The sequence below is a fragment of the Microcella flavibacter genome (assembly GCF_012530535.1).
In the GTDB taxonomy this organism is placed as follows: domain Bacteria; phylum Actinomycetota; class Actinomycetes; order Actinomycetales; family Microbacteriaceae; genus Microcella; species Microcella flavibacter.
Window position 1 is genome coordinate 1,908,536 of record NZ_CP051299.1, and the last position, 21,040, is coordinate 1,929,575.

The window sequence follows — 21,040 nt, forward strand, 5'->3', positions numbered from 1 at the left end:
GAGGAGCGCCGCGCGATGAGGGTGCGACGCTCCGGGGCGCGGCGGGCCGGCCCCTGTTCCGCTCATTATGACCCGTGCGCGAGCAAACCCTGAGCGCGCAGAAGTTGCGGGATGCGCTCGCGGAACGGGAAGAAGCCGCGCGTGGCGTGCGGCCAGGCTCGGGCATCCCACTCGCGGTGCAGGGAGACGAGGGGCAGGCCCTCCGACGCGAGCTCGGCGGCCGCCCGGTCGAGCGCCGTGCGCGCGGCGCCGACGGGCGCGAGCGGCATGACGATCGCGTCGAGCTCGTGCCGCGCGGCCCAGGCGGCGATGGCGGGCGCGGTGAGGTCGCCGAGGCTCTCGGCGGGGGCGTCATGGATGCTCGCCGCGCGGTCGAGGCCGTCGGCGAGGGCATCCCGCTGGAAGTCGGCGACCATCGCGGCGGTGCCCTGCGCGGTGCGATCCCGCCCGCGCGCCGGGGCCGCGACGGCCGCGATGCGCTCGACGCCCGGCAGCGTCTCGGGCGCGAGGTCGTCGTCGTGCAGCAGCAGCCCGATCCGCCCGGGCGGCACGGCGGCGGCCGGAGCGAGGGGCGCCGGGGTCGGCACCGGCTCGTCCTCCTCGAGCGCGGGCGCGACGCTCGCGAGGCCGCGAGGCCGGAAGCGGCCCTCGGTGTAGCGGGCGATGTTGTCGGCGGTGGCGAGGTAGGTCTTGCCGCGCGTCTGCAGTCCGGCGACCCAGCGCCAGCTGAGCGTGTTGGAGGCGGGATCGCCGTCGAGCAGGTGGCGCAGGAAGAACTCGGCGCCGAGCTGCCAGGGCAGGCGCAGCGTGAAGATCCAGATGCTCGCGAACCACATGCGGGCGTGGTTGTGCAGGTACCCGGTGTCGACGAGCTCGCGGGCCCAGTCGTCGAAGCCCTCGATGCCGGCGCGGCCCTCGACGGCGGCGGCGAGCAGGGCCTCGCCCTCCTCCCCCAGCGACTCGCGGGCGGCGAGGGCGCCGTGCTCGTAGCGGGTGAAGACGCTCGGGCGCTGCTCGAGCCAGCCCTTCCAGTAGGTGCGCCAGTAGACCTCCTGCACGAACGTGGAGGCCGCCTGCAGCGAGTGCGTCGCGAGCACGTGCCGCACGACCTCCTCCTCGGTGACGAGGCGGTGGCGGAGGTACGGCGAGAGCTGCGAGACGGCGGGCTGCTCGTGCGGGCCGCGGTCGTGGTTGCGGTCGGCGGCGTAGCGGCGCCCGGCGAGCGGCGCGAAGTCGTCGAGGCGGGCCAGACCGGCCGCGCGGGAGGCGGGGGCGAACGTCATGCCCCCAGCCTGCGCGGCCGGTCTGGGAGAACCCGCGGGGCGGCTAGTTGCCGCCCTCGAGCAGCTCGACGTCGATCGGCGAGAAGCTCTCGCCGTAGATGTCGACGCCCTCCTCCTCGAGCTCGGCGAGCGCCTGCTCGATGTACTCGTTCGTCCAGACGCCCTCGGCGGGCTCCTCGGTGATGAGGCTCGCGCCCGACTCGTTGACGGCGCTCAGCGCGGCGTCGACGGTGGCCTGGTACGCGCCCTCGTCGATGAAGCCGATGCCGTTCGGGGCCGGCCAGATGAGCTTGTTGGTCTCGTTGACCATCCACAGCTCGTGGCTCGGGCCCCAGCCGCTGCCGGCGTCGATCGTGATCTGCGAGGCCTCCTCCGGGTTCTCGGCCGCGTAGACCCAGCCCTTGATGACGGCCTTGAGGAAGGCGACCGTCGTCTCCTGGTACTCCTCGTCGCTCTCGAGGCGCTCGGTGTCGGCCCAGATCGCGTCCTGCAGCATCGCGCCGACGGTGTCCTCGTAGCTGATGACGTTGAGGTCGTCCGCGGTGTAGAGCTCGCCCGTCTCGGGGTTCACCGTCTCGAGCACCTGCGCGTACTCGTTGTACGTCATCGCCTGCGCGGCGTCGATGTCGCCGCTGAGGAAGGCGTTCATGTTGAAGTCCTGCGTGATGATCTCGACGGTGGACGAGTCGAGGCCCTCCTCAGCCATGGCCGCGAAGATCTCCCACTCGTTGCCGAAGCCCCACGAGCCGATCTTCTTGCCCTCGAAGTCGGCGACCGACTCGATGCCGCTGTCGGCCCACGCCACCTGCAGCGTGCCCGAGCGCTGGAAGATCTGCGCGATGTTGGTGACGTTCGCGCCGGCCTCGATCGAGCCGAGCACCTTCGGCACCCAGGCGATCGCGTAGTCGACGTCGCCGTTCGAGAGAGCGTCCTGCGGCACGATGTCGCCGCCCGAGGGGATGATCTCCACATCCAGGCCCGCCTCCTCGAAGTAGCCCTGCTCGGCGGCGGCGAAGTAGCCGGCGAACTGGCCCTGCGGCAGCCACTGCAGCTGCAGCGAGACGGGCGTGAGCTCGTCGCCGCCCCCGCCGTCGGAGGTGCCGGGGTCACCGCCGGCGCAGGCGGTGAGGGCGAGCGCGGCGGTGAGGCCGAGCGCGCTGAACGTCGCGAGGCGACGGGGGGTGCTGTGCGTCATGGCTGTCCTTTCGTGGTGCAGGGATGGGATGCGGTGCGGTGGGTGCGGGAGGAGGGGTTCGGGGGTCAGCGCCGTCGCGAGACGGCGCTCTCGAGGGCGAGGGTGACGAGGTAGAAGGCGAGGCCGAGCAGGATGGCGGCGACCACGTAGGCCCAGGCGCGCGGGTACGCGCTCGAGGCCGCCGAGGTCGAGATGAGCCCGCCGAGCCCGCCGCGCGGGCCGCCGAAGTACTCGGCGACGAGCGCCGAGATGACGGCGAGCGACGAGGCGAGGCGGATGCCCGTGAACGTGTACGGCGCCGCCGTGCGCAGGGTGATCGTGCGCATGATCTGCCAGCGGCTCGCCGCGTAGGTGCGCATGAGGTCGCGGTGCACGGGCTGGGTCTGCCGCAGGCCCCGCGCCGTGGTGATGAACACCGGCACGAAGGCCGCGAGCCCGGCGATGAGCTGGCGGCCGACCTGCGAGTCGGCGCCGAACATCGTGTTGAGCACCGGGGCGAGGGCGACGATCGGGATGACCGCGAGCGCCGCGACGACGGGCGCGAGCATGCCGTCCACCGGCCGGGCGCTCGAGGCGGCGAGGGCGGCGAGCACCCCGAGCAGGGATCCGAGCACGAGCCCGAGCAGCGCGTTGAGCCCCGTGATGCCCGCCGCGCTCAGCATGGTCGGGGCGAACTCGATGATCTGCTCGCCGATGGCGGCCGGGCTCGGCAGCAGGTAGGCCTCGACGAGGCCCGAGGCGGTGAGCAGCTGCCAGGCGCCGATCACCACGACGCCGAGCACGATCGGCGCGAGGATGCGCTGCGCGGCGCTCGGCGGGGCATCCCGCATCGGGGCGGACGCGGCGCCCGCCGCAGCCGCAGTCGACCGGCGGGGCGCGGCCGTCGCCGTCATCGGGTCTCCACCCCGCGGGCGCCCGCGACCGGGCTGCCGTGCAGGGCCTCGCGCACGGAGGTGATCATCTCGAAGAAGGCGCCGTCCTCGCGCAGGTCGTCGGCGCGGTCGGCGGTGCGGCCGAGGTTCATCGTGACGACGTCGGCGATGCGGCCCGGGCGGGGCGACATGACGACGACGCGGTCGCTGAGGTACACGGCCTCGGGGATCGAGTGGGTCACGAAGACGACGGCGGCGCCCGTGTCGGCGGCGATGCGCAGCAGCTCGGTCTGCATGTACTCGCGCGTCATCTCGTCGAGGGCACCGAAGGGCTCGTCCATGAGCAGCAGGGCGGGCTTCTTGGCGAGCGCGCGGGCGATCGCGACGCGCTGCTGCATGCCGCCCGAGAGCTGATCGGGGAACCGATCGGCGAAGTCGCCGAGGCCGACGAGCGCGACGAGCTGCTCGACGCGGGCGGTGCGCTCGGCCGGGGCGACGCCGGCGAGCTCGAGCGGCAGCGCGATGTTGCCGGCCACCGTGCGCCAGGGCAGCAGCCCCGCCTGCTGGAAGGCGATGCCGTACTTCTGGTCGAGCCGCGCCTGGTGCGCGGAGGTGCCGAAGACCTCGACGGTGCCCGAGCTCGGGGTGTCGAGGTCGGCGATGAGGCGCAGCAGCGTCGACTTGCCGCAGCCGGAGGGGCCGATGAGCGAGACGAACTCGCCGGGCGCGACCGCGAGGTCGATGCCCGTGAGCGCCGTCACCTCGCCCGCCTTCGTGGAGAAGATCTTGTCGACGCCGGTGACGGCGACGGCGGGGGCGGCGACGGCGGTGCTCGTCGCGGGGGTCGTGGAGGTCATGCCTGCTCCTCGGAGCGTCGGTAGGTGCGGAGGATGATGCCGAGCAGCGCGACCGAGCCGGCCGCGATGAGCCCGAGGGCGACGGCGCCCGCGATGGGCGCCCAGGCCTTCGCCGGGTCGCCGGAGGCCTGCCCGGCGTACTGGATGACGAGGCGGCCGATGCCGCCCTGCAGGCCCGTCGAGACCTCGGCGACGACGGCGCCGACGACGGCGTTCGCGGCCGCGAGACGGAGGGCCGGCAGGAGGTAGGGCACGGCGGCGGGGAAGCGGAGGCGCGTGAGCGTCTGCCACCAGCCCACCGAGTAGGTGTGCATGAGCTCGAGATGGATGCGGTCGGGTGCCTGCAGCCCGCGCAGCGCGCCGACCGCGACGGGGAAGAAGGCCAGGTAGCTCGCGATCACCGCGACCGACATCCAGTCCTGCCACTCGAAGGCGCCGATCTCGATGCGCGAGCCCCAGCTGCGCACGAGCGGGGCGAAGGCGATGAGCGGCACCGTCTGACTCAGCACGATCCACGGCAGCATCGCCGACTCGGCGAGCCGCCAGCGCTGCATGACGAGGGCGAGGCCGATGCCGACGGCGACTCCGACCACCCAGCCCGCGGCCGCGATGCCGAGGGTCAGCGAGGCCGCGAGCACGATCTCGAGCCAGAGCGGGTCGGCGCCCTCGGCGCGCGTCACCGGCTCGAGCATCCTGCCCGCCATCTCCCACAGGTGCGGCATGGCGAGATCGCTCGTGCGCGGCAGCACGCGGATGCCCGCCACGACCACGCCGTCGGCGGGGCCGAGCGCCTTGTACGCCTCCCACACGATGCCCAGCGCGACGAGCCCCACGAGGCCCCAGCCCCACACCCGCAGCCGCGCGCCGCGATCGCGCGCCCGACGACGGGGCGGGGTGAGCGCGATCGCGGCGTCGGTCACGCCTTCGCCCGCTTCGGCGCGTTGATCGCGGGAATGATGCGCTCGCCGTAGACGCGGAGGGTCTCCTCCTTGTTGTCGTGCTGCAGGTAGCCGGCGAACTGGTCGACGCCGAGCTCGCGCAGGGCCTCGAGCTTCTCGATGTGCTGCTCCGCGGTGCCGAGCACGCAGAAGCGGTCGACGATCTCGTCGGGCACGAAGTCGACGTGGTCGTTGCCGGCCTTGCCGTGGCTGTTGTAGTCGTAGCCCTCGCGCCCGGCGATGTAGTCGGTGAGCGCCGTCGGCACCTCGCTGCCGGCGCCGTGCTTGGCGACGATGTCGGCGACGTGGTTGCCGACCATCCCGCCGAACCAGCGGCACTGGTCGCGCATGTGCTCCCAGTCGTCGCCGACGTACATCGGCGCGGCCACGCAGAACTTCACGTCCATCGGGTCGCGCCCGGCGTTGTCGGCGGCCGTGCGCACGGTCTCGATCATCCACTTCGCGATGTCGAGGTCGGCCAGCTGCAGGATGAAGCCGTCGCCGACCTCGCCCGTGAGCTTGAGCGCGAGCGGGCCGTAGGCGGCCACCCACATCTCGAGCTCGCTGCCCGTGCTCCACGGCAGCTGCAGCGTGGCGCCGTGGTACTCGACCGCGCGGGAGTTCGCGAGCTCGCGGATCACGTGGATCGACTCGCGCAGCTCGGCGAGCGTCGTCGGCTTGCCGTTCGTGACGCGCACGGCCGAGTCGCCGCGGCCGATGCCGCAGACCGTGCGGTTGCCGTACATCTCGTTGAGGGTGGCGAAGGTGCTCGCCGTCACCGTCCAGTCGCGCGTGGCGGGGTTCGTGACGAAGGGCCCCACCTTCACGCGGTGCGTCTCGGCGAGGATCGCCGAGTAGATGACGTAGGGCTCCTGCCAGAGGATGTGCGAGTCGAAGGTCCACACGTGGCTGAAGCCGTGCTGCTCGGCGAGCTTGGCGAGGTGCACCGTGCGCGAGGCGGGCGGGTTGGTCTGGATGACTGCTCCGAAGTCCATGGCTGCTCCCTCCCCTACACCAGGTACTGCGACAGGCCGCGGCGCAGGTACTGGCCGTGGCCGGCCCGCCCGTGGAACGCGTCGTCGCGGATGACGATCGAGCCGCGGCTGATGACCGTGTCGACCTTGCCATCGATCTCGAAGCCCTCCCAGGCCGCGTGATCCATGTTCATGTGGTGCTTCCTGCCGGTCGGCCGGCCCTCGGCGTCGACGGGCATGCCGATGCTCGTATGGCCGTCCGGGTCGTAGATCACGACGTCGGCGTCGGCCCCCGGGGCGATGACGCCCTTGCGGCCGTAGAGCCCGAACATGCGCGCCGGGGTCGTGCTCGTGAGCTCGACCCAGCGCTCGAGGGTGATCTCGCCCGTGACGACGCCCTGGTACATGAGATCCATGCGGTGCTCGACCGAGCCGATGCCGTTCGGGATCTTCGAGAAGTCGCCGAGCCCGAGCTCCTTCTGGCCCTTCATGCAGAAGGGGCAGTGGTCGGTCGAGACCATCTGGATGTCGTTCGTGCGCAGGCTGCGCCACATGTGGTGCTGGTGGCCCTCCTCCTTCGACCGCAGCGGTGTCGAGCAGACCCACTTGGCGCCCTCGAAGGCGCCGAACTCGTCACTGGAAGCTCCGAGCTGGTCCTCGAGCGAGAGGTACAGGTACTGCGGGCACGTCTCGCCGAACACGTTCTGCCCGACGTCGCGCGCGGCCGCGAGCTGCTCGACCGCCTGCTTGGCGCTCACGTGCACGACGTAGAGCGGGGCGCCGGTGAGGTTCGCGAGCATGATCGCGCGGTGCGTCGCCTCCTCCTCCATCTGCCAGGCGCGCGCGACCCCGTGGTAGTACGGGTCGGTCTTGCCCTGGGCGAGCAGCTGCTCGACGAGCACGTCGATGGCGGGGCCGTTCTCGGCGTGCATCATCGTCATGAGCCCGGTGTCGGCGGCGACCTGCATGGCGCGCAGGATCTGCGCGTCGTCGCTGTAGAAGACGCCCGGGTAGGCCATGAAGAGCTTGTAGCTCGTGATGCCCTCGTCGATGAGCTTCGGCAGCGCCGCGAGCGAGTCGGCGTCGACCCCGCCGACGATCTGGTGGAACCCGTAGTCGACGGCCGCGTTGCCCGCGGCCTTCTCGTGCCACGCGGCGAGCCCGTCGAACACCTTCTGGCCCGCGGTCTGCACCGCGAAGTCGATGATGCTCGTCGTGCCGCCCCAGGCGGCCGCGATCGTGCCGGTCTCGAAGGTGTCGATCGCGGCGGTGCCGCCGAAGGGCAGCTCCATGTGGGTGTGGGCGTCGATGCCGCCGGGGATCACGTACTTGCCCGTCGCGTCGATGACGGTGTCGACGCTCGCGGTCAGATCGTGCCCGAGCAGGGTCGAGCCCGGCTCGAGCACGGCGACGATGCGCTCGCCGTCGATGAGGACGTCGGCGGCCGTGCGCCCGGTGGCGCTCACGACCGTTCCGCCCGTGATGAGGATGGTCATCGGGATTCTCCTGAGATCGTCGGTCGGGCTACGGGCGCGTGGTCGCGGTGTAGGAGTCGGGTCGACGATCCCGGTAGAACTGCCAGTTGTTGCGCACCTCGCGGATGAGGTCGAGGTCGAGGTCGCGCGTCACCGTCTCGGACTGGTCCTGGCTCGCGACCTCGCCGACGTAGTTGCCGCGCGGGTCGACGAAGTAGCTCGAGCCGTAGAAGGTGACGGCGAGGTCGCCGAACTCGTCGCTCTCGGTGCCGATGCGGTTGTTCGCCCCGATGTAGTACTGGTTCGCGGCGGCCGCGGCGGGCTGCTCGAGCTCCCACAGGCGGTTCGAGAGGCCGGGCTTCGTGGCGCTCGGGTTGAAGACGATCTCGGCGCCGTTCAGGCCCAGCTCGCGCCAGCCCTCGGGGAAGTGCCGGTCGTAGCAGATGTAGACGCCCACCTTGCCGACGGCCGTGTCGAACACGGGGTAGCCGAGGTTGCCGGGGCGGAAGTAGAACTTCTCCCAGAACCGGTCGAGGTTCGGGATGTGGTGCTTGCGGTACTTGCCGAGGATCGTGCCGTCGGCATCCACCACCACGGCGGTGTTGTAGTAGACGCCGGGCATGTCCTCCTCGTAGATGGGCAGGACGATGACCATCTTGAGTTCCTTCGCGAGCGCCGCGAAGCGCTGCACGATGGGCCCGTCGGCGGGTTCGGCGTAGTCGTAGTACTTGGCGTCCTCGATGATGCCGAAGTAGGGGCCGTAGAAGAGCTCCTGGAAGCAGATGATCTGCGCCCCGTCGGCCGCGGCATCGCGGGCGAGCTGCTCGTGCTTGTCGAGCATCGACTCCTTGTCGCCCGTCCAGGTGGTCTGAGTGATCGCGGCGCGAACCGTGGTCATGTGCATGTTCCCCTTTTCATCGTTGAACTGGGGTCAGTGTGCGAGAGCGCCGTTTCCGGCTCGTTTCGCCCAATGACAGGTGGGTAAAACATAGGCCTCATCTGCGCATTCCTGCACCATCCCGCACGCATGAGCGCGATGCCCGGCGCGGCTACCGTGGAGGCATGAGGATCGTGGTGCTCGCAGGCGGGGTCGGAGGCGCGCGGTTCGTGCGCGGCGTGCGCGAGGCGGTGCGCCGGGCGGCCCCGGGAGCGCCCCTCGAGGGCGCCGCGATCGACGTCATCGTGAACACCGGGGACGACTGGTGGCTCGCCGGATTGCGCATCACCCCCGACCTCGACTCGATGCTCTACACGCTCAGCGGGCAGAACGACGAGGTGCGGGGCTGGGGGCGGGTCGGCGAGAGCGAGCGCGTCTCGGCCGAGCTGCAGGAGTACGGCGTGACCCCGCCCTGGTTCACGCTCGGCGACCTCGACCTCGGCACCCACATCGCCCGCAGCGCCTGGCTGCGCGAGGGCGCAACGCCCTCCGAGGTCGTGCGGCGTCTGCAGCAGCGCTGGGAGCTCGGCGTCACCCTGCATCCCGCGACCGACGACGAGGTCGACACCCACGTCGTCATCGCGGGCGATGCCGGCGCGGGCTCGGGCGAGCGCGAGCTGCACTTCCAGGAGTGGTGGACCCGCTACCGGGCCTCCCTGCCGGCGGCTCGTTTCGTGCAGCACGGCATCGAGAGCGCCGCGCCCTCCCCCGGCGCCCTGGATGCCCTGCTCGAGGCCGACCTCGTGCTCGTCGCCCCCTCCAACCCCGTCGTGTCGATCGGCACCGTGCTCGCCGTGCCCGGCATGCGCGACGCCATCACCGCCGAGCGCGCGCCCGTCGTCGGCGTCTCGCCGATCATCGCGGGCGAGGCCGTGCGCGGCATGGCCGACGCCTGCCTCAGCGCCATCGGCGTCGCGACCGACGCGGGCGCCGTCGCCCGCCACTACGGGCTGCGCCGCGACGGCGGACTGCTCGACGGCTGGCTCGTGGCCGAGGAGGACGCGGCGCTCGTCGCCCCGCTCGACGACGAGGGCTTCGCCGTGCGGGCCGTGCCGCTGTGGATGCGCGACCTCGACACCGCCGCCGCGCTCGCCGAGGAGGCCGTCGCGCTCGGGCTCGCGCTGCGCGACGAGGGCTGAGCGCGGCGCCGTGGCGGCGGGCCGGGCGGCTCGGATGAGCGCTCCGGCCCGAGACGCGCACGACTCATGACGCGAGTAGGGTGACGGCATCGACGCGGCGCACCCGGCATTGGGGGCGCCTGGGCCCGGCTCCTGCCCGGGCCGTCCCCCGCGGGTCGCGCGCGCCCGCATCCCCCTCGGTCGCCCCGTCGCGGCCGCAGCCGACCACGGAGCACTCGTGACCGACTCGCCCGTCCCTCTGCCCACGCCGACCGTCGCCCCCGCCGCGCCGACGCCGGAGGCGGGCTTCGTGCCCACCGCCTCGGCGATCTCGCGCGCCCTCAAGCGCGCCGAGTCGGGCGTGACCCTCGACGCGACCGAGGCCGAGACGCTGCTGCACGCGCGCCACGACGACCTCGACCGTCTGCTGACGGTCGCGAGCCGCGTGCGGGATGCCGGGCTCGAGCGCGCCGGACGCCCCGGGGTCATCACGTACTCGCGCAAGGTGTTCATCCCGCTCACCCACCTCTGCCGCGACCGCTGCCACTACTGCGTGTTCGTCAAGACCCCGAACCAGCTCGAGAAGGAGGGCAAGGCGCCGTTCCTCAGCCCCGACGAGGTGCTCGAGGTCGCGCGCCAGGGCGCGGCGATGGGCTGCAAGGAGGCGCTGTTCACCCTCGGCGACCGCCCCGAGGACCGCTGGCCGGCCGCCCGCGAGTGGCTCGACGCGCACGGCTACGACTCGACGATCGACTACCTGCGGGCGATGTCGATCCGCATCCTCGAGGAGACCGGTCTGCTGCCCCACCTCAACCCCGGCGTCATGACGTGGGAGGAGATCCAGCGCCTCAAGCCCGTCGCCCCGAGCATGGGCATGATGCTCGAGACCACCTCGACGCGCCTGTTCGAGACCCGCGGGCTCGCCCACTTCGGCAGCCCCGACAAGGATCCGGCGCTGCGACTGCGCGTGCTCGAGGACGCGGGGCGCAGCAACGTGCCCTTCACCTCCGGCCTGCTGCTGGGCATCGGCGAGACCTACGCCGAGCGCGTCGACGGGATGTTCGCCCTGCGCGCCGTGGCCCGCCGCCACGGTTCGCTGCAGGAGGTCATCATCCAGAACTTCCGCGCGAAGCCGCGCACGGCGATGCGCGGCGCCGACGACCTGGAGCTGCAGGAGTACATCGCCTCGGTCGCCGTCGCCAAGCTCGTGATGGGCCCCGGCGCGCGCATCCAGGCCCCGCCGAACCTCACCGACGCCGAGGAGCTCGGCCTGCTGATCCGGGCCGGCATCGACGACTGGGGCGGCGTGAGCCCGCTGACCCCCGATCATGTGAACCCCGAGCGGCCGTGGCCGCAGATCGACGAGCTCGCCCGGTTGACCGCGCTCTCGGGCTACGCGCTGCGCGAGCGCCTCACCGCGCACCCGCACTTCGTGCGCGCCGAGGAGCCGTGGATCGACCCGCGCGTGCTGCCGCACGTGCGCGCGCTCGCCGGGCCCGACGGCCTGGCCGACGAGTCGGCGATGCCGGTCGGCCTGCCCTGGCAGGAGCCCGATCCCGACTGGGCGGCGACGGGCGGCACGGGCCGCACCGATCTGCATGTCGAGATCGACACCGTCGGGCGCACGACGCAGACGCGCGGCGACTTCGAGGACGTCTACGGCGACTGGGCCGAGCTGCGCGAGACCGTCGGCGACACACGCCGGTCCGCGGCAGGGTTCGCGGTGAGCGCGGGCGTGCGCGCGGTGCTGCAGCGGGCAGAGGATGCTCCCGCCGGGCTCTCCGACGCCGACTACCTGACCCTGCTCGACGCCGAGGGCGACGACCTCGACGCCCTCGCCGCGCTCGCCGACTCGGTGCGGCGCGACACGGTCGGAGACCGCGTCGGGTTCGTCGTGAACCGCAACATCAACTTCACCAACGTCTGCTACACCGGCTGCCGCTTCTGCGCCTTCGCGCAGCGACGCACCGACGCCGACGCCTTCACTCTCTCCATGAAGCAGGTGGGCGACCGCGTCGACGAGGCGTGGAACCTGGGCGCCACGGAGATCTGCATGCAGGGCGGCATCCACCCGGATCTGCCGGGCACCGCGTACTTCGACCTCGCGCGCGAGGTCAAGAAGCGTCGGCCGGGCATCCACCTGCACGCGTTCAGCCCGATGGAGATCGTCAACGGCGCGACCCGCACGGGGCTGTCGTTCGAGGAGTTCCTGCGCGAGGCGCAGCTCGCCGGGCTCGACACGATTCCGGGCACGGCGGCGGAGATCCTCGACGACGAGGTGCGCTGGGTGCTCACGAAGGGCAAGCTGCCGGCGGCGACGTGGCTCGACATCGTGGGCACGGCGCACCGGCTGGGCATCCGCTCGTCGTCGACGATGATGTACGGCCACGTCGACAACCCGGCGCACTGGGTCGGCCACCTGCGCACGCTGTCGGCGCTGCAGGACGACACCGGCGGGTTCACCGAGTTCGTGCTGCTGCCGTTCGTGCACGCGAACTCGCCCGTGTACCTCGCGGGCGTGGCCCGTCCGGGCCCGACCGCGCAGGAGAACCGGGCGATCCACGCGGTCGCGCGGCTCATGCTGCACGAACGCATCGACCACATCCAGACCTCGTGGGTGAAGCTCGGCACCGAGGGCACGCAGATGATGCTGCGCGGCGGGGCCGACGACGTCGGCGGCACCCTCATGGAGGAGACGATCAGCCGCATGGCGGGCGCGGACAACGGCTCGGAGAAGACCGTGGCCGAGCTCGAGGAGCTCGTCGGCGGGATCGGCCGCACCTCCTGGCAGCGCACGACGACGTACGGCGAGCCGGACGCCGAGCGGCTCGCGGCGGCGCAGGCGCACCGCACCGAGGGGTACGCGGCGACGGGTCGGCGGCTCGCGCTGTCGATCGCCGAGGTTCGCGCGGGGGCCTGAGCGGGGCGCTCCCGGCGCTCGGGGCGCCGCGGGCGGTACGGCCGGCCAGGCCGCTCGGGTCGCTGGCCGTTTCGCCGGCGGTGCCCGGCGGACGCGCGCAGCGCGGTCGATGTCGCGGGACGTGCGTGACGCTTCGTCCGCTGACCGCATCTCCGGCGATGGTCGCCGCCTTTCGCGGCACGTCCGGCACGGCATTCTCTCCCCACCGCCTTCCACTCTGCAGGACTTACATGACGTTCGCTCATGTAGTTCCTGCGGAGTGGAAGGAGCATGAGGGGCGGCGCCGCCCCCTCGCCCGGCGAGACGCGGAGCGCCGCGCGAGGACGCTGCAGCGGGCGGAGCGATCCGGGCGGGCGGGCGGAACCAGCCGGGCGGACGGAGCTAGCCAGACGGACGGGCGGAGCGAGCCAGGCGGAACGAGCCAGCCAGACGGGCGGGCGGAGCAAGACGGGCGGGCGGGCGGAGCGAGCCGGGCGGACGAGAACCGCGAACCGGGTGCGTGCGAGCCGCGAGCGCCCGGCGGGAGCCGCAGGCCCCCGGCGATCGGCGACGTCGCGCCGCCGCGACCCCCGCACGGAGTGCGCGTGGGCGCGCGACAGGCGTACGGCGCACCCATGCTGATGATCTTCGTCAATCTGCCGGTGGCCGACGTGGGCCGCTCCCGGGCCTTCTACGAGGCGCTCGGCTTCACCATCAACGAGTCGTTCTCGGGCGAGCGCTCCGCCTGCGTCGTGCTCAGCGACACCATCTACGCGATGATCATGGAGCCCGCCGCCTTCGCCGAGTTCACCGACCTGCCCGTCGCCGACGCGCACGCCGCGACGGCGGCCATCTACGTGCTCACCGCCGACAGCCGCGACGAGGTGGATGCCCTGCTCGAGCGCGCCGTCACCGCGGGCGGCACCGCCGCGCGTCCGCCGCGCGACCTCGGGTTCAGGTACAGCCGCGACTTCCGCGACCCCGACGGCCACCACTGGGAGGTCTTCTGGATGGACCCGGTGGCCGCCGCGGAGGGACCGCCCGCCTGACCCCGGCTAGGGCCCGGCGAGCACCGCGCTCGTGCGGGCTCCGAGCCCGAGGGCGCGCGCGGCCTCGAGATCGTCGAGCGTGTCGACGTCGCGCTGCAGGGTGGCGAGGGCGAGGGGCGGGCCGGCGAGTCCGGCCGTGAGGTCGACGTAGCCGGCGTCGGCGTGGGCCTCCGCCGATCCCGGCCCGAACCGCAGCGCGTGCGGCAGGCCCGCCGCCGCGACGACGAGCGCCGTTCCGGAGCCCCCGGCGTCGGGCACGAAGGCCCAGCTGTGCTCGCTCGCGGCGAGCAGCGCCGACTCGAGGTCGGCGGGGTGCAGCGCCGGCAGGTCGCCCAGCAGGACGGCGGTGGGGGCATCCTCATCGCAGATCGCCAACCCCGCGCCGATCGCGACGATCAGACCGAAGCCCGGGTCGGGCACGACCCGCACCCCCTCGACCGGTTCGGGCAGCGCACCGACGACGACGAGCTCGCCGACGGCCCGGCAGGCCCGCGCAGAGGCGAGCGTGTCGAGCGCGATCGCGTCGGCGAGCCGCGCGCGGCGATCGGCGTCGACCGCGAGCCGCGACTTGCCCCGGCCGCCGCCGCGCACGGGGACGACGAGGGAGACGGGGCGGGCCATCGTCCGAGCCTAGGCGGAGGGCCCGGGAGCGGAGGGACCGGGCGCGGACGGCCCGGCATCGGAGGGCGCGGGGGCGGAGCCGGCGGGGTCGGAGCGCGCGGCGGCTCCCGTCGCCGGCTGCTCCCCCGCCTCGAGCAGCGCGTCGTCGGCGCGCGTCAGCAGCGAGACCGGGGCGACGCGGGCGAGGAGGCGGCGCCAGCCGGGCGACTGCGCCCGCAGCGCCGCGAGCACGCCGTCGATCACCGGCGGATCGACCCTCGAGCGGTCCGCCCCGAAGGCGCGGGCCTCCGCGGCGAGGAGGACGCGCTCGAGGTCGGCGCGGGCGGACGAGTCGCTCGCCGCCCAAGCATCGGCGAGCCCGCGCGGCGTCACCGTGAGCGCCGCCGGCAGCCCGAGATCGCGCGCGGTGTCGCGCACCTCGCGCCAGCGGTCGAGCGCGTCCTCCGACCGGCGACGGCGCCGACGGCGCAGGGCCCGCGCGGCTGCAGGAGTGGCAAACAGGGCGAGCAGCAGCACCATCGCGACCGCCGCGACCACCGCGGGGTCGGGCCGGAAGCCGGCGGCCGAGCCCGCCTCGGTGCCGTCTCGCCCGCCGGCGCCGAAGCCGGGGGCGTCGCTCGGCACGAGCGGATCCGAGCCGTCGGGGCCCGGCGTCGGAGCCTCTGGGTCGGGCGCGTCGGTGGGCGTCTCGGGGTCGGGCGTGGAGGTCGGGATCGCGCCGGGCTCGGCGGCAGCGTCCGTCGCCGTCACGTCGTCGGCCGCGTAAGCCGGGGGGGCACCGCGGGACGGGGTCGGCTCGAATCGCACCCAGCCGATGCCGTCGAAGTGCAGCTCTGGCCACGAATGCAGATCATCGCTGCTCACAACATACTCGTTCGGCGCGTCAGGGTCGCGCACCCCGGGCAGGAACCCGACGGCGATTCGAGTGGGAATATCGAGCGTGCGGGCCATGAGCGTCATCGCCGAGGCGAACTGCACGCAGTAGCCGCTGCGCGCCTCGAGGAAACGCCCGACGATCTCGGCGCCTGTTCCGTCGTAGCTGCCGTCGACGGGCGCCTGCTCGCTGTACTCGAACGCGCCGCCGGTGAAGAAGCGCTGCAGGGCCAGCGCTTGATCGAACGCATTCTCGGCGTCTCCGACGACGGCGCGGGCCGTCTGCTCGACGATCGCCTCCGTCTCCTCCGGCACCGCGCGATAGCGCTCCAGACCGGGCGCGTCGACGCCGGCCGCCCGCAGCTGCTCGGGCGTCGGCTCGGCGATGAAGCTGTCGACCGTGTAGGCGCCGGTTCGCAGGGGCCCGCCGGGCGAGCGGAGGGTGACGCCGTCGCGGTCGATGATCCAGGAGCCATCGAGATCGGTGACGCGCTCGGGCGCGCTCGGCAGCGGCACCCAGCGGGAGCGGAGGTTCGCGAGCGTGATGTCGGTCGTCACCTCGGTGCGCGGCATGCCGTCGCCGAACCACGCCGGAGGTCCGATGTCACCCGTCGGTTCCGCAGGGCCGTCGCTCTCGACTGGCTGAACGTTCTGACCCTCGAAGTCGGCCAGATACGCCAGAGTCAAGTACAGGCCGCCCTCCGCGGTAGTCGAGTATCGCAGCACAGTGACAGGAGCCCCTCGGCGAAGGTCATCACCGAGCGAGATCAGCGGATTGACGCCGGTGGTGACGCCGGCGATGCCTTGGCCCGCGGGACGATCACCGACCACGACCGCCGGCAGGAGGGAGGGGGCGACGACAGCGAGCGCGACCACAGCGGCCGCGATGCCGATCGCGCGCCCGGCCCCGGCGCCTCCCCCGCTCGCGGCCGGCCGGTGCACGGCGAGCAGCAGCAGGAACGCGGCGGCGGTCGCGAGCGCGGAGACGAGCGGCAGCTCGCCGGGCACGAGCACGACCGGCACGGCGAGCACCGCCAGCAGCGGCACCGCGGCAAGCGCCGGCCGCCGCAGCGCCGAGGCCGCCACGTCGGCGAGCAGTACGAGCGCACCGATGCCCGCCGCGAGCAGGAACCGGATGCCGTCCTCCGCGAACGCCGGGATGCCCTGCTCGGCGATGCCCGTCTCGCCGTCGATCACGAGCTCGCCGATCCGGCGCACGACCCCCTCGAAGGGCAGCTCGTCGCCGACCGGCACGAGCGCGTCGAGCGCGAACAGGGCGATGAGCGCGATCGGCAGCGCGAGCACGCCGGCGACGACCGACCAGAGCCGCGCCCACGCCGGCGCGATGCGGCGCACGATGAGGCCCACCGCGAGCACGACCGCGGCGACGACGAGCGTCGAGGCGAACCAGGGGCCCTCCGCCTCGAGCAGCACGGTGAACCCGGTGAGCGCCGCCCCGGTCGCGAGCAGCAGGGCGAGGCTGACCGCGGGCGAGCCCGGTCCGGTGAACCCGCCGACGGGGGTGGATGCCCGTGCCCGCGCCGCCCGCTCAGCCACGCCGCACCCCCTCGCGCAGCAGGGCCTCCGCGGGCGTGCGATCCTCGGGGCGCCCGAGCAGCGACCACCAGGCGTCCGCCAGCGGCGCCGTCGGCTCGACCGAGGCGGTGAGCCAGCCCGCCCGGCGGAAGGCGTCCTCCGCCTCGCGGCCCGCCGGGCCGTCGGCGACCGGGCCGGAGGGGGCGACGAGCAGGGCGACGGCGACCGATCCGGGGGCGCGCTGGGCGAGCATCCACTGCACGGTGCCCGCATCGGGGCGGCAGGCGACGGCGACGAGCGGCACGGAGGCGGCGGTGCCCGGCACGGCGTCGAGCGGCGCGGCCGGGGCGAGCTCGAGCACCGCGAGCTCGCCCAGCACGCGGCCGACCGGCCCGTCGGCGGCGGGGGCGTCGTCGGCGCGCGGCGAGGGCGTGACGAGGTCGACGGCGTAGCCGCGCTCGGCGAGGTGGGCGGCCGCCGAGGCGGCCATGCGCACGGACCACTCGAAGGCGGGCGAGGCGGGCTCGCGGCGCGGCCGGTGGTCGGGGTACGAGGAGCGCTGGTCGTCGACGAGCAGACGGGCGCGGGGACCGGCCTGGGGCTCGTCCTGCCGCACCATGAGCTCGCCCTGCCGGGCCGAGACGCGCCAGTGCACGCGGCGCATGGCGTCGCCGCTGCGGTACTCGCGCGTGATGACGTCGTCATCGGCGCGCTCGCGCGAGCGGCTGCTGCGCGGCCCGCTCTCGGCGCTCGGATCGGGCACGGGGCCGGCGGGCAGCGGCTCGACGGCGGGCAGCACGAGCTGCGTCGTGACGGCGACGGTGCTCGTCACCCGCACGGCGAGGGCGAAGGGGTCGCGATCCTCGATGAGGAGCGGGCCGACCGAGGCGAGGCCGCGGCGCTCGGGCCAGTAGCGGTAGCCGAGGGCCCGCGTACGGCGGGGCCGCACCTCGGCGAGGCGGCCCGGTCCCGCGTACCCGGGCGTCATGGGCACGCGCTCGATCCACTCGGCGGCGCGGGCCCGGCCCGAGACGAGCACCTCGACGCGCACGGGCTCGTCGACGGTCGCGACGACGGGCTGCAGGTGGCGGCCGATGGCCAGCCGGGGGCGCGACGCCGCGACGACGATGAGGCCGACGATCGGTGCAGCCGCGGCGACGACCGCGAGCGGCAGCAGCTCGGGGCGCTCGAGCCCGTAGGCGAGCGCAGCGAGGTTGGCGGCGACGACGAGGAACGCCCAGCCCCTGCCGGTCAACCGCGGCACGGCGCCCCTCAGCGCCGCGCGCCGGGGACGGGCACGGGGGTCGCGGCGATGATGCGGTGCACGACGTCGTCCACGCCCCGCACGGGCGAGCCGTCGGGATGCTGCGCCCGGGGCACGAGGATCATGCGGTGCGAGAGCACCGTGGTCGCGAGGGCGTCGATGTCGTCGGGCAGCACGAAGTCGCGGCCGTCGAGGGCGGCGCGGGCGCGGGCGGCGCGCACGAGCTGCAGCGTGGAGCGCGGGCTCGCCCCGAGCCGCAGCGCCGAGTCGTCGCGCGTGGCCTGCACGATCGCGACGGCGTACTGCTCGACGGCGGGGCTCACGAAGACCTCGCGCACGGTGGCGACCATGCGGCGCAGACCCGCGACGTCGACGATCGGCTGCAGACGCTCGAGCGGGGAGCCGTGCTCGCGGTCGCGCAGCATCTGCTGCTCGCTCGCGGCGTCGGGGTAGCCGATCGAGATGCGCGCCATGAAGCGGTCGCGCTGCGCCTCCGGGAGGGCGTAGGTGCCCTCCATCTCGACGGGGTTCTGCGTCGCGACGACGAGGAACGGCTTCTCGAGCACGTGCGTGAGCCCGTCGACGGTGACCTGCCCCTCCTCCATGCACTCGAGCAGGGCGCTCTGCGTCTTGGGGCTCGCACGGTTGATCTCGTCGCCGATGACGATGTGGGCGAAGACCGGGCCCGGCGTTAACTCGAACACGCCCTGCTGCTGCCGGTAGACGCTCACGCCGGTGATGTCGGCGGGCAGCAGGTCGGGGGTGAACTGGATGCGGCTGACGCTGCCGGCGATGCAGGTGGCGAGCGCGCGGGCGAGCACGGTCTTGCCGACGCCCGGCACGTCCTCGATGAGCAGGTGGCCCTCGGCCAGTAGCACGGTGAGCGCCATGTCGACGGCCTCGGGCTTGCCGTCGAGCACCCCGTTCATCGCGTGGCGGATGGCGTCGCCGAGCTCGGCGAAGCGCTCCATCGTCAGCGGGCCGGACCCGGCGGCGCCGTCGCTCGCGGTCGCGGGGGCGTCGGGGTGGTGGCCGGCGGGGCCGGGGCTCGTCGTCGTGCTCACGTCGGGCATCCTCGCATGCCCCGGTGACGAAACGGTCGACGGCCGGTCGGGAAGGTCAGGATTGCTCGGATGCTCCGGCCGCGGCGGCACGACCCGCCGCGAGCCCGGCCTCGTACCCCTCGGCGTAGCCCGCCGCCCGCCCCTCGGCGCGCGCCTCGCGGTGGCCGAGGTAGAACATGTCCTCCTCGGCGCGGCGCACGAGCTGCCGACCGCCGGGGGCTGCCGCATCGAGCAGGCGCGCCATTCCGCGGATCACGGCCACGGGCATCCCGCTGGATTTGCCCTTCACGAGGTCGGCGGCCGCCGCGATCTCGTCGCCCACGGCGGGGGCGGTGACCTCGAGCAGCTTGCCGCTCGCGTCGCGCCCGCCGCGCAGGTCGTCGAGCAGGCGCACGCCGCTCGCGCCGATCGCGATATCGGTCTGGCCCTCGCGCCAGGCGCGGCCCGCGGTGTCGGTGATGACGACGCCGACCGGGCCGCCCACGCGGTCCTCCACCGCCGCGCGGATCGCCGCCGCGCTCGCGTCGGGGTCGAGCGGCAGCAGCAGCACCGTGCCGTCGGCGGTGTTGCTCGCGTCGACCCCGGCCGCGGCCATGACGAGCCCGAGACGGTTCTCGACGATGCGGGTCACCCCGCCCGGGTGCTCGCGCGTGGCGACGACGCGCACCGTCTCGTCGGTGATGGCCTGCTCGCGGTCGGCCGCCTCGCGGATGCGCCCCTCGGCCTTGCTGACGATCTTGCTCGTCACGGCGAGGATGTCGCCCGGCCGCACGTCGCCCTCCGCCGCGGCGTGAGCGATCAGGGCCGGCAGGTCGTCGCCGGGCACGATCTCGCCGATGCCGGGCAGCACGAGCACGGTCAGGGCGGCGGGATGCTCGAGCGCGGTCACGCTGCCATTCTCGCGCCCCCGGCTCGACGCGCGCTCGTCGCCCGGCCCTCGCCGCGGGGCAACCGGCGGTCGCCCGCCCTCAGACCGGCGATTCGCCGCGCTCGAGCTGCGCGACGTAGCCGGCGAGCTTGCGCGCCCGCGTCTCGGCCCGCACGACGCCGTCGAGCCGGAAGACGATGCCGAAGCGCTGCTGCGCGGCGAGGCCGGCGAAGGTCGCTGCCGCGGCGGGTGCGGCCTCGGGGCGGCGCGCAGGTCGGCCGGCACCTCCATGCACTTCTGCCGGTAGGCGGCCGCCCAGCGTCCGTCGGCCTGGGCCCGCTCGACCTGGGCGAGACCCACGGAGCGCATGCGGCCCTCCTCCGTCAGCCGCGCGACGATGCCGACGTTGCGCTGCGACCACGCCGACCGGGGGCGCCGCGGCGTGAACACCTGCAGCGAGTAGTCCGCGTCGAGGCCGTAGATCTGCCCGTCGATCCAGCCGAAGCAGAGGGCCGATTCGAGCGCCTCGTCGTAGGTGATGCCCGGCGCGGTCGACCGCTTCTTGCGCAACTGCAGGCGCACGCCGGGGTGATCCTCGTGGGCCGCGAGCCACGCCTCCCACGCGTCGACGGAGTCGAAGCGCATCACGGGCTTCTCGCTGTTGGCGACCATGCCAGCACCCTAGGGCCGAGGGCCGACGCCGGGGCCTGGTCGACCGCTCGTCAGCGCGCGGCGCCGCTGGTGGACCCCCCGCCGGCGTCGCGCGTGCGACGGGCCTCGACCTCGGCCTCGAGGCGGCGGATGCGGGCCTCGGTCTCTGCCTGGGCGATCTCGGCGTCGAGGCGGGCGAGCTCGGCCTCGGTGGAGCTGAGCGGGGCGCTCGCGGCAGCGGACGACGCGGCGGGCCGCTCCCACCGCCGCGGATCGCCGAACGAGACGGCCTCGGGGCGCGGGCCGTAGTCGCGGCCGATCGTCCACCAGAGGATCGCCCCGACGAGCGGGATGATGATGACGAGGATGATCCAGAAGGTCTTCGGCAGGTGGTTCACCTGGTGCTCGCCGCGCATGATGATGTCGGCGAGGGTGAGCACGGCGAGCAGGATCGGCAGCCCGGCCAGGATCAGGTACACGCGGTCACCCTAGTGAGGAAACCGCGTCTTGCGCCAGGGTCGCCGTGAGCATCCCGCCGCTGCCATGCACGAATGCAGGACGTCCGA

The 21,040-nt window shown here is 73.7% G+C and carries 18 protein-coding genes; 3 read left to right on the forward strand and 15 right to left on the reverse strand.

The genetic code is table 11. The features are described from left to right. Nucleotides 1-65: 65 nt before the first annotated feature. The 8 genes from HGB54_RS09125 to HGB54_RS09160 all read right to left on the reverse strand — a co-directional run bounded on the left by HGB54_RS09125 (nucleotide 66) and on the right by HGB54_RS09160 (nucleotide 8,492). Entirely contained in the window at nucleotides 66-1,283 is a 1,218-nt protein-coding gene (locus tag HGB54_RS09125; protein ID WP_168916145.1) for an FAD-binding domain-containing protein, read from the reverse strand. A 43-nt stretch (nucleotides 1,284-1,326) separates the two neighbouring features. Further along, a complete protein-coding gene (locus tag HGB54_RS09130; RefSeq protein WP_168916146.1) occupies nucleotides 1,327-2,478 on the reverse strand; it encodes an ABC transporter substrate-binding protein in 1,152 nt (383 codons plus the stop codon). Nucleotides 2,479-2,543: 65 nt separating this feature from the next. Further along, nucleotides 2,544-3,371 carry an ABC transporter permease gene (locus tag HGB54_RS09135; RefSeq protein WP_168916147.1) on the reverse strand — a complete coding sequence of 276 codons (828 nt, stop codon included), beginning with the start codon at nucleotides 3,369-3,371 and terminating at the stop codon, nucleotides 2,544-2,546. Continuing rightward, nucleotides 3,368-4,207, reverse strand: a complete 840-nt coding sequence (locus tag HGB54_RS09140; RefSeq protein WP_168916148.1) for an ABC transporter ATP-binding protein — start codon at nucleotides 4,205-4,207, stop codon at nucleotides 3,368-3,370. The genes HGB54_RS09135 and HGB54_RS09140 overlap by 4 nt, the downstream gene beginning before the upstream one ends. Next, nucleotides 4,204-5,127: an ABC transporter permease gene (locus HGB54_RS09145; protein ID WP_407663470.1), complete on the reverse strand. Its 924-nt coding sequence runs from the start codon at nucleotides 5,125-5,127 to the stop codon at nucleotides 4,204-4,206. The genes HGB54_RS09140 and HGB54_RS09145 overlap by 4 nt, the downstream gene beginning before the upstream one ends. After that, complete coding sequence (locus HGB54_RS09150) at nucleotides 5,124-6,140, reverse strand: TIGR03842 family LLM class F420-dependent oxidoreductase (RefSeq protein WP_168916149.1); 1,017 nt, start codon at nucleotides 6,138-6,140, stop codon at nucleotides 5,124-5,126. Before HGB54_RS09150 ends, HGB54_RS09145 begins: the two co-directional genes overlap by 4 nt. Before the next feature lie 14 nt (nucleotides 6,141-6,154). Beyond that, the gene (gene hydA / locus HGB54_RS09155; protein ID WP_168916150.1) at nucleotides 6,155-7,615 is read right to left on the reverse strand and encodes a dihydropyrimidinase; all 1,461 of its coding nucleotides are present in this window, start codon (nucleotides 7,613-7,615) and stop codon (nucleotides 6,155-6,157) included. A 28-nt stretch (nucleotides 7,616-7,643) separates the two neighbouring features. Continuing rightward, nucleotides 7,644-8,492 carry a nitrilase-related carbon-nitrogen hydrolase gene (locus tag HGB54_RS09160; RefSeq protein WP_168916151.1) on the reverse strand — a complete coding sequence of 283 codons (849 nt, stop codon included), beginning with the start codon at nucleotides 8,490-8,492 and terminating at the stop codon, nucleotides 7,644-7,646. A gap of 164 nt (nucleotides 8,493-8,656) precedes the next feature. On the opposite strand from HGB54_RS09160, the gene cofD reads away from it, so the two are divergent. The 3 genes from cofD to HGB54_RS09175 all read left to right on the forward strand — a co-directional run bounded on the left by cofD (nucleotide 8,657) and on the right by HGB54_RS09175 (nucleotide 13,597). After that, nucleotides 8,657-9,670 carry a 2-phospho-L-lactate transferase gene (gene cofD, locus HGB54_RS09165; protein ID WP_168916152.1) on the forward strand — a complete coding sequence of 338 codons (1,014 nt, stop codon included), beginning with the start codon at nucleotides 8,657-8,659 and terminating at the stop codon, nucleotides 9,668-9,670. Between the two features lie 217 nt (nucleotides 9,671-9,887). Further along, a complete protein-coding gene (locus HGB54_RS09170; RefSeq protein ID WP_168916153.1) occupies nucleotides 9,888-12,569 on the forward strand; it encodes a bifunctional FO biosynthesis protein CofGH in 2,682 nt (893 codons plus the stop codon). 614 nt (nucleotides 12,570-13,183) lie between these two features. Beyond that, complete coding sequence (locus tag HGB54_RS09175; RefSeq protein WP_228545775.1) at nucleotides 13,184-13,597, forward strand: VOC family protein; 414 nt, start codon at nucleotides 13,184-13,186, stop codon at nucleotides 13,595-13,597. Between the two features lie 6 nt (nucleotides 13,598-13,603). Here the strand turns inward: HGB54_RS09175 and cofC are convergent, their stop codons facing one another. The 7 genes from cofC to HGB54_RS09210 form a co-directional block, all read right to left on the reverse strand. Beyond that, entirely contained in the window at nucleotides 13,604-14,218 is a 615-nt protein-coding gene (cofC, locus tag HGB54_RS09180) for a 2-phospho-L-lactate guanylyltransferase (RefSeq protein ID WP_228545776.1), read from the reverse strand. Between the two features lie 9 nt (nucleotides 14,219-14,227). After that, nucleotides 14,228-16,648, reverse strand: a complete 2,421-nt coding sequence (locus HGB54_RS09185; protein WP_168916154.1) for a DUF3488 and transglutaminase-like domain-containing protein — start codon at nucleotides 16,646-16,648, stop codon at nucleotides 14,228-14,230. Then, nucleotides 16,641-17,891 (reverse strand): DUF58 domain-containing protein, encoded by a 1,251-nt coding sequence (locus HGB54_RS09190; protein ID WP_168916155.1) that lies wholly within the window; start codon nucleotides 17,889-17,891, stop codon nucleotides 16,641-16,643. The genes HGB54_RS09185 and HGB54_RS09190 overlap by 8 nt, the downstream gene beginning before the upstream one ends. Before the next feature lie 8 nt (nucleotides 17,892-17,899). After that, the gene (locus HGB54_RS09195) at nucleotides 17,900-18,964 is read right to left on the reverse strand and encodes an AAA family ATPase (RefSeq protein WP_168916156.1); all 1,065 of its coding nucleotides are present in this window, start codon (nucleotides 18,962-18,964) and stop codon (nucleotides 17,900-17,902) included. Between the two features lie 46 nt (nucleotides 18,965-19,010). Beyond that, a complete protein-coding gene (gene cofE, locus HGB54_RS09200; RefSeq protein WP_168916921.1) occupies nucleotides 19,011-19,817 on the reverse strand; it encodes a coenzyme F420-0:L-glutamate ligase in 807 nt (268 codons plus the stop codon). 106 nt (nucleotides 19,818-19,923) lie between these two features. Beyond that, a complete protein-coding gene (locus HGB54_RS09205; protein ID WP_323740662.1) occupies nucleotides 19,924-20,445 on the reverse strand; it encodes a YdeI/OmpD-associated family protein in 522 nt (173 codons plus the stop codon). A gap of 100 nt (nucleotides 20,446-20,545) precedes the next feature. Continuing rightward, nucleotides 20,546-20,953: a PLDc N-terminal domain-containing protein gene (locus tag HGB54_RS09210; RefSeq protein WP_228545777.1), complete on the reverse strand. Its 408-nt coding sequence runs from the start codon at nucleotides 20,951-20,953 to the stop codon at nucleotides 20,546-20,548. Between the last annotated feature and the right edge of the window lie 87 nt (nucleotides 20,954-21,040).